At 45.9% G+C, this 12,595-nt stretch carries 10 protein-coding genes; 4 read left to right on the forward strand and 6 right to left on the reverse strand.

Features of this window, described 5'->3' with window-relative positions:
• Positions 1–53: 53 nt before the first annotated feature.
• Together lon and yihA are read left to right on the forward strand one after the other, a co-directional pair.
• Positions 54–2,387: an endopeptidase La gene (gene lon, locus ABLT31_RS18605; protein WP_367754343.1), complete on the forward strand. Its 2,334-nt coding sequence runs from the start codon at positions 54–56 to the stop codon at positions 2,385–2,387.
• Complete coding sequence (yihA, locus tag ABLT31_RS18610) at positions 2,384–2,989, forward strand: ribosome biogenesis GTP-binding protein YihA/YsxC (protein ID WP_367754345.1); 606 nt, start codon at positions 2,384–2,386, stop codon at positions 2,987–2,989. Before lon ends, yihA begins: the two co-directional genes overlap by 4 nt.
• 56 nt (positions 2,990–3,045) lie before the next feature.
• Here yihA and ABLT31_RS18615 read toward each other — a convergent pair whose 3' ends face one another.
• Positions 3,046–3,840 (reverse strand): Cof-type HAD-IIB family hydrolase, encoded by a 795-nt coding sequence (locus ABLT31_RS18615; RefSeq protein ID WP_367754347.1) that lies wholly within the window; start codon positions 3,838–3,840, stop codon positions 3,046–3,048.
• A 16-nt stretch (positions 3,841–3,856) separates the two neighbouring features.
• Positions 3,857–4,780, reverse strand: a complete 924-nt coding sequence (locus ABLT31_RS18620) for a DMT family transporter (RefSeq protein WP_367754349.1) — start codon at positions 4,778–4,780, stop codon at positions 3,857–3,859.
• A gap of 187 nt (positions 4,781–4,967) precedes the next feature.
• On the opposite strand from ABLT31_RS18620, the gene ABLT31_RS18625 reads away from it, so the two are divergent.
• The gene (locus ABLT31_RS18625; protein WP_367754351.1) at positions 4,968–6,587 is read left to right on the forward strand and encodes a methyl-accepting chemotaxis protein; all 1,620 of its coding nucleotides are present in this window, start codon (positions 4,968–4,970) and stop codon (positions 6,585–6,587) included.
• A 223-nt stretch (positions 6,588–6,810) separates the two neighbouring features.
• Here the strand turns inward: ABLT31_RS18625 and ABLT31_RS18630 are convergent, their stop codons facing one another.
• The 4 genes from ABLT31_RS18630 to ABLT31_RS18645 all read right to left on the reverse strand — a co-directional run bounded on the left by ABLT31_RS18630 (position 6,811) and on the right by ABLT31_RS18645 (position 10,908).
• Positions 6,811–7,644 (reverse strand): ABC transporter permease, encoded by an 834-nt coding sequence (locus tag ABLT31_RS18630; protein ID WP_367754353.1) that lies wholly within the window; start codon positions 7,642–7,644, stop codon positions 6,811–6,813.
• Positions 7,641–8,411, reverse strand: coding sequence for an ABC transporter ATP-binding protein (locus ABLT31_RS18635; protein WP_367754355.1), 771 nt, complete (start codon positions 8,409–8,411; stop codon positions 7,641–7,643). Before ABLT31_RS18635 ends, ABLT31_RS18630 begins: the two co-directional genes overlap by 4 nt.
• Before the next feature lie 59 nt (positions 8,412–8,470).
• Positions 8,471–9,736, reverse strand: a complete 1,266-nt coding sequence (locus tag ABLT31_RS18640; RefSeq protein WP_367754357.1) for an MFS transporter — start codon at positions 9,734–9,736, stop codon at positions 8,471–8,473.
• A 173-nt stretch (positions 9,737–9,909) separates the two neighbouring features.
• Positions 9,910–10,908, reverse strand: coding sequence for an ABC transporter substrate-binding protein (locus ABLT31_RS18645; RefSeq protein WP_367754359.1), 999 nt, complete (start codon positions 10,906–10,908; stop codon positions 9,910–9,912).
• 295 nt (positions 10,909–11,203) lie between these two features.
• On the opposite strand from ABLT31_RS18645, the gene hemA reads away from it, so the two are divergent.
• Positions 11,204–12,571: a glutamyl-tRNA reductase gene (hemA, locus tag ABLT31_RS18650; protein ID WP_367754361.1), complete on the forward strand. Its 1,368-nt coding sequence runs from the start codon at positions 11,204–11,206 to the stop codon at positions 12,569–12,571.
• The last annotated feature ends 24 nt before the right edge of the window (positions 12,572–12,595 follow it).

The raw sequence follows: 12,595 nt of genomic DNA on the forward strand, positions 1-12,595 counted from the left end.
TGAAGGCAGTTACGTTACAATTATGTCCATAGTAGAGCCATGGAGGTGTCAAGATGGGAACAACAGATAGGGAAAGAGAGATACCTTTGCTTCCTCTCAGAGGTTTGCTGGTTTTCCCAAGTATGGTTCTTCACCTAGATGTAGGCCGGGAAAAGTCCGTAAAGGCACTTGAAAAGGCAATGGTAGAAGATAATTTGATCCTTCTTGCAACGCAAGAGGAAGTCCATTTGGAAGAACCGACAAAGGAGCAGATTTACAAAGTTGGTACATTAGCCCGCATTAAACAGATGCTTAAGCTTCCCAACGGCACTATCCGCGTACTGGTCGAAGGACTCAAGCGAGCTCAGGTGAATCAGTTTGTCAAGGAAGACGAGTTCTTTGAAGTACATATTACGATTCTTGATGAAATCGTTGATGATTTAACGGAAGTGGAAGCCCTGATGAGATCTGTGCTCAAAGCGTTTGAACAGTACATCAAGCTTTCTAAAAAGGTTACACCGGAAACGCTGGCTTCTGTCTCCGATATTGATGAGCCTGGACGTTTAGCTGACGTGATCACATCCCATTTAGTCCTGAAAATGAAGGATAAGCAAGAAATCTTGGAAATGGTGAACGTCAAAGAGCGTTTGGAAAGACTTCTTGATCTTCTGAACAATGAGCGGGAAGTTTTGGAACTGGAACGGAAAATCGGCCAACGCGTTAAGAAGCAAATGGAGAAGACCCAGAAGGAGTATTACCTCCGCGAGCAAATGAAGGCGATCCAAAAAGAGCTTGGCGATAAGGAAGGCCGTGCAGGTGAGGTTGATGAGCTTCGCAAGCAACTGAAGGAATCGGCTGCTCCAGAACGGGTAAAGGAAAAGATAGAGAAGGAAATCGAGCGTTTGGAAAAAACCCCTCCTACTTCAGCCGAGGGAAATGTCATTCGGACGTATATCGATTGGTTGCTCTCTCTTCCTTGGGATAGGAAAACTGAGGACAATCTGGACATCAAACATGCGGAAAAAGTGTTGGATGAGGATCATTATGGTTTAGAGAAGGCAAAGGAAAGGGTGCTGGAATACTTAGCGGTACAAAAGCTAGTTGACCGCCTGAAGGGTCCTATTCTCTGTCTTGTCGGGCCTCCCGGGGTGGGGAAAACCTCTCTGGCTAGATCTGTAGCACGCGCTTTAGGGCGTGAATTCGTCCGGATTTCCTTAGGCGGGGTTCGAGATGAAGCTGAAATTAGAGGACATAGAAGAACGTATGTAGGGGCTATGCCAGGACGTATCATTCAGGGCATGAAAACAGCCGGTACGGTGAATCCGGTTTTCCTGCTGGATGAAATCGATAAAATGGCCAATGATTTCCGCGGAGATCCTGCGGCTGCTTTATTAGAAGTTCTCGATCCGAATCAAAATGATACATTCAGCGACCATTATATTGAAGAGCCTTATAATCTTTCTTCTGTCATGTTTATTACAACGGCCAATGCCGTGCATACGATCCCTCGCCCTTTGCTGGATCGGATGGAAATGCTCTATATCCCAGGATATACGGAAATTGAGAAGCTCAAGATTTGTGAGCAATACTTGTTGCCGAAGCAACGGGAAGAGCATGGTCTTAGTGAAGAGCAGCTCATCGTCAGCGAAGAAGCGCTGTTGAAGGTTGTTCGGATGTATACGCGCGAAGCTGGGGTTCGTAACCTCAACCGTATGATGGAAACCATTTGCCGCAAAGCTGCGAAGCTGATTGTCGCTGGCGACAAGGAAAAGGTGGAAATGACGGTCGAAACGATGGAGGAACTGATCGGAAAGCCGAAGTACCGCTATGGCTTGGCGGAAACAGAAGATCAGGTTGGGGCATGTACTGGACTTGCGTGGACGGAGACGGGAGGAGATACGCTAACGATTGAAGTGGCTGTTCTTCCTGGAAAAGGCAAGCTGACCTTGACCGGAAAGCTTGGGGATGTCATGAAGGAATCCGCCCAAGCTGCCTTTAGCTATATTCGTTCACGGGCCACCGAGTGGAATATCGATCCTGAGTTCCACGAGAAAAATGATATTCATATCCATGTTCCGGAAGGAGCTATACCGAAGGACGGACCTTCGGCAGGGATTACAATGGCAACGGCCTTGATCTCGGCTCTGACAGGAATCCCCGTATCGAGGGAAGTGGGGATGACAGGAGAGATTACTTTGCGAGGCAGGGTGCTTCCGATCGGAGGACTAAAAGAGAAATCTCTTGCAGCCCACCGGGCTGGATTGAAGACCATCATCATGCCAAAGGATAATGAAAAGGATATTGATGATATTCCAGAAACCGTTCGCCAGGATCTCACCTTTATTCCAGTAGAACACCTGGATCAGGTGCTTGAGCGAGCTTTAGTGAAAAAGAGGGTTCCCGTATGAAAGTAACAAGCGCAGATTTTATTATTAGCGCTGTTGGACCTAAGCAATACCCGCAAGAGGCCCAGCCAGAGATTGCTCTGGCCGGGCGTTCTAATGTGGGCAAATCTTCGTTCATCAACAAAATGCTAAACCGGAAGAATTTAGCCCGAACCTCTTCTAAGCCGGGAAAAACCCAAACCTTGAATTTTTTTAAGATCAATGGCGAGTTTTATTTCGTGGATGTACCAGGGTACGGTTTTGCCAAGGTTTCCAAAACGGAAAAAGAAAAATGGGGAAAGATGATTGAAGAATATTTTATCGGGCGTCAGGAGCTGAAGGCAGTTGTTCAGCTCGTGGACCTGAGGCACCCGCCAACGCGCGATGATCAAGACATGTATACCTTTCTGAAGCATTATGATATACCTGTCATCATCGTAGCCACGAAGGCCGATAAGATATCGAAGGGACAATGGCAAAAACATATAAAAGTCGTTAAAGAAACCTTAGACGTTGAAAAAGGCGATACCATTATTCTGTTTTCATCCGAAACAGGCCAAGGGAAAGACGAGGCTTGGAAGGAAATATGGAATCGGATTAATGCGGAAGTCCCTGCGGAAGGATAAAGAATGGTCTCAGCTAGACCGCGAAAGCGGTTTGTCTGAGACCATTTTTTGGTTGCTTATGTCTGTAATATAAACTTATCAATGACGTGCTTAACACCGTCTTCATTATTCGTCTTCGTAACAAAGTCAGCAATTTGCTTGAGGGAATCGACGGCATTTCCCATGGCTACCCCAAGTCCGGCTACCTCCAGCATTTCATGGTCATTCCAGCTGTCCCCAATGGCGATGACCTCCGATAGATCACATCCGAAATGTTGGGCGAGAAAACGGACGGCATCTCCTTTTGTGCCTTCTTTATGCAGGACTTCTAGGAAGTAGGGCTTGGATCTCGTGATATGAACCTCTTGACCAATTAAGCCTTTCAGCTGCTCCTCGTGATAAACCAATACCTCCGGCTCTTCATAAAATAAAAGTTTGGTCAGTGGCTTGGACAATAGCTGCTCCACGGATTCAATGGAGTAGGGTACTTTAGCCATGTGAGAATATTTTTTGATTTTTTCATTATCCTCTAAGCTGACGAGCTTATCATTGTAGTATCCTTGTAAATGCAGCTTATGCTTGTCCGCGTACTCAAAAAGGAATTGAGCAATGGCAGGAGGAACGGATCTTTCATAGAGCACCTTTTCGTCGACTAGGTTCTTGATGAGCGAACCTTGATAGGTGATGAGGGGAACGTTCAAATTCGTCTGGGCTGCAATTTGCTTCGCAGAAGCATACATTCTTCCTGTGGCTAAGGTGACGGTCACACCCTGATCCATTGCTTGGGCCAGGGCGTTTTTCGTCGCTTCCGTTACCTTCCAATCATCATTGAGAAGGGTATCATCCACATCAATCGTCAGTAATTTATACATGCTATCACTCCTTGTATTATTGTGGGACAGATTTTTTCTTTCTAAAAGCACCAAGCAATTGCTCGGGTTGAAGCTCGGAAAGAATCATGCCAATAAAGATCAGCAAGCATCCGCTTAAGGCTTTTATGCCTAACACCTCTTCGGTCCAAATGAACGCCGCTAAGGCCGCGAACACAGGCTCCATGGCAAAGATTAAAGCCACGCGCGTGGGCGTTGTAAACCGCTGGCATATGGTCTGTGCCAAGAAGGCAAGGGCGGTAGCTGGACCTGCCGTAATGAAAAGGGCCCAAAGAACATGATTTTGGAATAGGACTTCCGCATTTAAAAATGTTTGCCCATTTTCAAATAATAATGAAGCTCCGGCACTCAAAACCGATACCGTAAAAATCTGAATCAGTGCCAGGGCCATGGCAGGATAGGATGGAGCGTATTTTCCAGTAAAAATAATCTGCAAGGCAAAACATATGGCACAGAAAAAAACAAGGACGTCCCCTTTGTTTAAGCTCAGCGAATCACTGAGAGTAAGAAGGTAAAGGCCGACCGTAGCGACAAGCACTCCCGTCACCGCAGGCCACTTCGGACGCTGCTTTAACAGCAAAAGGGAAAAAAGCGGCACTAAGACAATGGACAGTCCCGTAATGAAGCCGGCCTTAGAGGATGTGGTATAAAGCAGGCCGACGGTTTGAAAAGCATATCCGCCAAACAGCCAAACCCCTATAATGATTCCGCTTGCGAGCATCCTTTTGGATAAGGCCTGCAGCTGCTCTCGAAAAAACAACAGGAGCAACACAAATAATAGCCCGGAAGCCAAAAAGAAGCGGATCGCATTAAAGGCATGGGGGGGCAGCGTTGAAATCGCATTTTGAACAATAACAAAGGTTGTTCCCCAAACGAAAGCAACCACCAGCAGGCTAAGGTCAGCAAGGACGGATTTTTTCACGATAAGTTCCTCCGATAAATCATCAAATCGATATCATTATACAGCAATTGGAAGCAAAGAAAAATGAAACAATACTTATTCTTAATTTTCGCGCAGCAATTTAGTCGAAGAAGCAGGAAAAAAGGCGGATGAGAGGGAATAAAGTATCATTCAATATCTATTCCTACGTAGAAAAGAGGTAATAGAAGTGAGTGACACAGGAATGAAGTCTCGGCAAGCAAGAAGAGCTTTAGATAAGGTGACACAAACTGCAGCGAAAATCCAGCCGCTTGTAAGGAATATGACCTCTATAGAAGAGGCAGCTCCGCAAATCCGCCAGCTTCTGGATGAGGAATTGAAGCAAGATGAGTATTATGTATTGGTGGATCAGACGGGAAAAGCATGGGTGCATACCAATCGCATGAGAGAAGGCGGATTGTTTAATGATGCAGTTGGAGTCAAGGCAGCCAGAACAAGCAGTCCTCTCGCCCAATTATATCACCGCGACACGGGGGAGGTCCTTATTGATACTGCCGTTCCGGTGATCAGGGAAGGAGACAAGCATTTTAATTTACGGATGGGTCGCATCGCCTTAAAACCGATCCTTAAACCATTCATATTTGGATTAGGCATCACACCTAGCCTAGTTACTGCCTTGGTTGGCTATACACTCGGATTGCCTGCCATAGAAACGAGTTTCATCGCTGCGATCGGATTATTGGTGGGTTTAAGCGGCTCCTGGTATTTGCAAAGAAAACTCCAAATGCGCCTGCATGAATGGTTTTCTTTGACGCGAAGCATCTCCGCTGGGAATCTGACGAAGCTTACGAAACAGGAAGGCCGTGATGAACTGAGTCAAATGGGATTCGAGCTAAATAAGGTTGTACTAGGAATGAAGAGTATTGTGGAGGAATTAGCAGCGGCCGCCCATACAACGCAGAAGATCAGCAAATCACAAGCTGAAGAAGCTAGCTCCCAGGCTCAAGCCTTTGAAGAACTGACTCGGGTGATGCAATCGTTTCGCGAGGGTACGGAGCAGCAGTTGTCCGGATTACAGAACTCTCATGCAATGATCCAGGAGATGGTTTCGGCTTCTTCAGAAATGCTTAGGGGCATAGAGGAAACCGTAAAGTGGAGTGACAATGCTTTTGAAATCGCTTCTACTGGGATGCAAGCGGTCACACAGTCCGGCGAGCAGATGACTGCCATTGAGAATATCGTTGAAAAATCCTCAGGCATGATCCAGCAAGTAGCTGACGAATCCGATCAGATTGGGCAAAAGATATCTGCTATTACCCATATCGCACGACAAACCAATATGCTTGCGCTTAATGCTTCCATTGAAGCTGCACGAGCGGGGGAAAGCGGAAGAGGATTTGCTGTCGTAGCGAGCGAAGTGCGCAAACTAGCAGAGGAAACCTCCCGTTTCGCGGAAGACATCATGATGCATCTCTCTAAAAATCGCAAGGATGCCCTAGAGGCCGTGAAAAATGTAACGGAGGGAGTAACCGCCATCTCCGAAGGCGTACAAATCGTCCACCAGGCAGGTCTATCAATCAACCAATTAAACGATACGATTAAGAGGATGAGAGACCAAGTCTTAAGCAATAAGGAGCACTCGCATTTATTGCTCCAAGACAGCCGTGAAGTCCAAGACATCATGGATGGCGTAACCACCATCGCAGAACAGTTTACCGACTCCATGGTATCTGCAGCAGCCTCCATGGACCAGCAATCAAGCGGGGTTCAGCAGCTGGCAAACGAAGCGAATAGCCTGTCCGAGCAATCGGAGAAATTGGCCCAGATCGTGAAGCGGTTTAGGGTGTAGTGGAGATATTGTAGAAGGCGGATTTCAGATAACAGGAGAAAGTATTTTAAAATAAGGAACTATAAATGAAAATAAGCGGAGTCCGGCTATTCCTCTAAAACACTGAAAAAATCATGTTTTGGGAGGTTTATCCGGAAAAAGTCCGCTTATTTTTACGTTTTGAGTCTAAACAGTTGATTAGTCTTAAAAATTCCCGTTATTCTCAGACCTCGAAATTAAAATACTAATCCCGATTCCTGAGCAGCAGCTTCTCCGTAAATTGGACCAAGTGGTACATGATCGTCGCGCAGATCGCAATGATGAACAAGCTGACAAAGACAAGCGTCAGATTGAAAACTTGGAAACCGTAGATGATCAAATAACCGAGCCCGAGCTTGGAAACGAGAAACTCACCGACAATAACCCCAACCCACGCCAAACCTACGTTGACTTTTAGGGTTGAAATAATAGCAGGAAAGGATGCAGGAAGGATGATCTTGGAGAAGATTTGGGCTTTTTTCGCTCCAAAAGTTTGAACCAGTTTCACATAGTTGGCATCCACCTCTCGGAAGCTGCCGTAGACAACTATGGTCGTAACAATGACAGAGATTGCCACGGCCATAGCTACGATCGCAGTAAATCCTCCCCCAAAGGCTACAATGAAAAGAGGACCCAGAGCTACCTTCGGCATCCCATTTAAGACAACGAGATAGGGATCGAGGACTCGGGATAGAAATTTGGACCACCAGATCGCAATGGCAATTACGGTTCCAATTACCGTACCCGCAATAAATCCCACAACCGTTTCCCATACAGTCGCTAAGGTGTGATGATGTAGCTCCCCTCTTATAAGCATATCCCAAAAGGTATTCCAAATCCTTGACGGGCTGCTGAATAACAGAGGGTCAATCCATCCATACCGAGATGAAATTTCCCAAAGAGCCACAAATAGGAATAAGATGGCCAGCTGGGTCATGCCAACGATAAACGTATAGAATCTTTCTTTCTTTAGAAAATTTCCATGTTCCGGTGATTTTTCTCCACGTCTTAACCATTCATCAAGCCAATTCGTTTTCATTTCGTATTCAACTCCTTCCATACCATCTGGAAGTAGTTTTGGAACTCTGGTTTTTCTCTGGCTTCGAAGGGCAGTGGGATCCTTAGACTATCAGGAATATCAATGATTTTTTTGATCCTTCCTGGACGTGAAGCGAGGATGACAATCCGGTCAGACATAGCAATGGCTTCAGAGATGTCATGAGTTACCAGAATGGCTGTTTTTTTCTTTCTGCGCAATGTATCAATGACCAAGTCTTCCAGCTTCAACTTGGCTTGAAAGTCTAGAGCAGAGAACGGTTCATCCAATAGGAGAATGCCGGGATTCGTAGCGAGTGTCCGCACCAGGGCAACCCGTTGCCTCATCCCTCCGGACAGCTGATTAGGCAGGTGATCTTTAAACGAGATAAGCCCCATTTCTGCGAGGAGCTTGAGTGCCCGTTTCTCATTTTCTTCATTCAGGGCACCTTGGATTTCGAGGCCAAGCAAAATGTTTTGCTTTATCGTCCGCCAGCCGAGCAAGTAATCCTGCTGCAGCATATATCCAATTTCTTTGGAAGGCCCCTTAACCTCTTCTTCTTTAATGAAGATCTTGCCTTTTGAAGGAGGAAATAAGCCGGAGAGCATGGAAAGCAGCGTACTTTTCCCGCAGCCGCTGGGACCCAAGATGCTCAAAAACTCCCCATTGCCTACAGTAAAATCAATATCCTCAACCGCATGAGTTTCCCCGTCCCGCGTAATAAAAGTTTTGGTCACGTGGTCAAAGCGAATAACAGGACTGGACCACATACGCCCACCTCCTTGTTGTATCGTATGCAAGGAGGTGGGATGGGTGAGATGATTTTATATTAGATTTTTATCTTCCTCATATACCCCCAAGTAATCAACTGCGCTAAACTTACGCCCAGCAATAAGCTGCTCAAAACAAGAGGGTCTTCTCTCCATGTTACAAGGGCGATAAAGATGCCAAGCGAAATGATCCTGCCGATATTTAGCCCGGTTTCGCGGATAATGATATATTCCACTTTCCATTGAGCCGTTTCTTGGCTTTTTCCAATGGAGTCAAAGATGGTAGACACAGCAGGAATGTAGAATAAAGGACTAAACAAGCTGATTCCGATACCCATGATCAAAAGGGTGGTGTAGTTCACCTCATAAAAAAGAGGGAGAACGGATGCGGACATGAGCAGGGTTCCCCAGAATAAAGCTTTGCTGCGCCAGACTGGTTTAATGAGCCTGCCGACGATATAAAAGGAGACAAAAGCTACTCCTGAGGTGATAAAGGTGTAAACCCCGACTTTCCACTCGTTGCTGGTAGCAACAAACACCAGGATCCCGATTAGAAAATTAAATACCGATTCATTTATCCCTTGCCCGATCATGGCCCTAAGAATTCGTTTCCAGGTCCGGCTTTTCTTATACACACTATAGGTGGTTGCCAGCGAAAATTGACCACCTGATTTTCTTCTTTTGAAGAAAAAGCTGAGGATAACTCCACTGATATAGATGCCTAGGGAAACGGCAAAGATCGTGTAATAGCCCTTCATGCCAGTCATTTTAGCGATGAAGTAACCTGCTGCCAGCGGTGCGACCATCCCGACAAAGGACCCGAATACGCCAGCTAAGCCATTGAATTTATCACGATTTTCCTTGTTGGTAATCTCAAACAAGACGATATTGAAGGCGAACCAAAAAAAGCCATGTCCAATGCCTTGTACAAATCCCAACGGGAAAATGTAAGACACAGCTTTTTCTCCGAGTAATAACACACCTAAATAGAAGGCGGAGGCTACCGCAATCCCCATCCTCAAGCAAGACATTTTATTATACACTTTGACCCACTTGCCAGAGAGCATGAAGGTGATTTGCATGCCAATAAAGAAGGAAATGTTATACCAGCCGATCAGGCCGTAGTCATTTTTTTCCTTCCATAAATAAACGTTCACAAAGGTGCCGGATAAGGCTTCCGCTAATAAAAATAGAGTATAGACGAGGAGCAAAAGCCTTCCTTGGGAGCCAATTTCAGTATCGGTCAGCTTTTTTTCTTCTTCGGTCGCATCCTTCAGGTCTACTCCCCAGTGGTAGAACAGTCCGTGCTTTGATTTAACGGCCATACATTTCTCCCCTGTCCACCGTGTGTTTTGTATATAGGCGCAAGCCAAGTTTTCTTTTGAGGTTTTGAGTCTAGGTTGTCCAGGAAGAACGTAAAATATGAGGGAGATCGGGGAATCTAGGGCACCGCGCAACGCAAAACAGGCGGTCTCTTCAGAAACCGCCTTTCTTCCACTTATTCCATCGCTTTCTTTGCAAACTCTGTATTCACAATGTCGCTGTAGTTGACTTTTTGTTGGAGCTCACCGGCGTTTTCCATGACGGCTTCGAGGTTAGCGTACTCTTCTTCGTCTAGGATGGGGTCAGTAGCCCAAGAGCCTTGAGACTTATAGCGGTCTAAGACCTTGAGCAAGGTATCGCGGTTCATTTCGGCAAAGTGAGGGGAAATGGCATCGGCAATTTCTTCAATGGAATGTGTGGCTACCCATTGCTGGGCTTTGTAGACGGCATTCGTAAACTTCTGAACAATCTCGGGGTTTTCATTAATAAAGCTTTGTCTGGTGATATAAACGGTGTAGGGCAGCTTTCCGCTATCCGCACCAAAGGAGGCTACCACATGGCCCTTTCCTTCAAGCTCAAGAGTAGAAGCGATGGGTTCAAATAACTGAACGAAATCGCCTGTTCCAGAAGCAAAGGCACTTCCCAGATTAGCAAAGTCGATATTTTGAATAATCTCTACGTCCTTAAACGGAGTAATGCCATTCTTCACCTGAACATACTCGCTGACCATTTGCGGCATACCGCCCTTGCGCTGGCCAATGAGCGTTTTTCCTTTCAGCATATCCCAACTGAAATTCTCGATGGGTTCCCGGGAGACTAGGAATGAACCATCGGTTTGAGTCAATTGGGCAAAGTTGATGGCTGGGTCGGTTGCTCCTTGGTTTTTTACATAAATAGTAGCTTCGGTTCCCATCAAAATCATTTCGGCATTGCCGCTTAATAAAGCGGTCATGGCCTTGTCGCCGCCATTGGCATTGGTCAGTTCTACTTCCAGCCCTTCTTCTTCAAAAAATCCTTGTGTCAGGGCGACATATTGGGGGGCGTAAAAGATGGAGTGGGTCACTTCAAATAAACGAATTTTTTGCGGCTGCGAGGATCCGCTTCCGCATGCTGACAATACGGTCAATGAGAGAATGAGCGCCATGATCGCTAGGTAGCGAAGCCGGTGTTTCATTTCTTTCAACCTCCTCATTTGATTGGGCTTCAGTCTATCTTATGTGGGGAGGCACGAAGTGTGTAAGAATTTTTTGGGCTTATCCCTTGACACGAAAGGCTTGTCTTGGTAAGGTCACAAAGATATCACAAATTGTCAAACCATGTAGATTAAATTCATGTTATAATGATCAGCATGAAGGGATAGGACTATCTTAGTCTATCGTGTGATGCATTGTGATTTTTATCACGTCTAGTTATCCTGATATAGGTTAGACTATATCTTATAATTTATAGAGAGATGGGGGTGGATTGAAATGCACATCCTAGTAATCGGACTGAACTATAGAACAGCACCTGTGGAAATTCGTGAACGGTTCGCCTTTAGAGAGGAAGACAAAGAAAGAGCAATCAAAACGTTACGGGGAACCAAGGACATTCAGGAATGCGTAATTGTAGGAACCTGCAACCGTACGGAGATTTATGCCGTTGTGGACCAGCTGCACACAGGACGTCATTACGGGAAAGTATTTCTTTCCAATTGGTTCGGAATCGAAAAAGAAGAGTTCGTGGATTATTTATATATTAAAGAAGATGATGAGGCTATCCGCCACCTGTTCCGCGTCGTTTGCGGCCTGGATTCCATGGTGTTGGGAGAAACTCAAATATTGGGGCAAGTGCGTGCTGCTTTCTTGCAAAGCCAGGAAGTGAAGGCAACCGGAACGGTTTTCAATACCTTATTCAAGCAAGCTGTTACATTGGCGAAGCGCGCACACTCTGAGACGGATATCGGAAAAAATGCGGTCTCTGTTAGCTATGCCGCTGTGGAGCTAGGGAAAAAGATTTTCGGATACTTTGATAAGAAGACAGTCGTTATCCTAGGAGCAGGGAAGATGGGCGAGTTGACCGGAAAGCATCTTCTCTCAAATGGCGTAAACAAGGTGATCGTGGTTAACCGGACCTATGAGCGCGCTCAAGGTCTTGCGGATAAGTTTAACGGAGAGGCCTGTACTTTTGCTGACCTTTCTTCCGCTTTAACCCAAGCGGATATTGTCATCAGCTCTACTGGAGCAGATGGATATGTCGTGACGAAACAAGATATCCAAGCGATCTCCCGCAAGCGAAACCACCGCCCGCTTTTTATGATTGATATCGCTGTGCCAAGAGATTTGGATCCGGCTATCAATGAATTGGATAACGTATTTTTATATGATATTGATGATTTGGAAGGCATAGTAGAAGCTAATCGTCAGGAGCGTGTGCGGGAAGCGGAGAAAATCGGCTATATGATTGGGGAAGAGATTGCTTCTTTCAATGCATGGCTGAACACACTTGGAACCGTTCCTGTCATAACGGCCTTGCGCGAGAAGTCCCTGCAAATCCAAGCCGAGGCTATGCGTCAAATTGAAAATAAGCTTCCAGACCTTACGGAGAAGGAGCTGCGCATCATTCGAAAATATTCGAAGACGATTGTCAACCAGATGCTTCATGACCCGCTAGTCCGAATGAAAGAAATGGCGGCACAATCCAAAGGGGATGAGGCATTGGATCTTTTCATAAAGATCTTTGCTTTGGAAGAAGAATTGGAAAAGCAAAACCGAATAAAACAACTTAGACAAGAAACAGAGTCAGCAGATGCATGCTTACCGACTCTCAACGTCAGCGAGGCAGTAATCCGCCCCTAAAGAAGGGAGTCATGATCCATTGAC

The organism is Ammoniphilus soli, assembly GCF_040813775.1.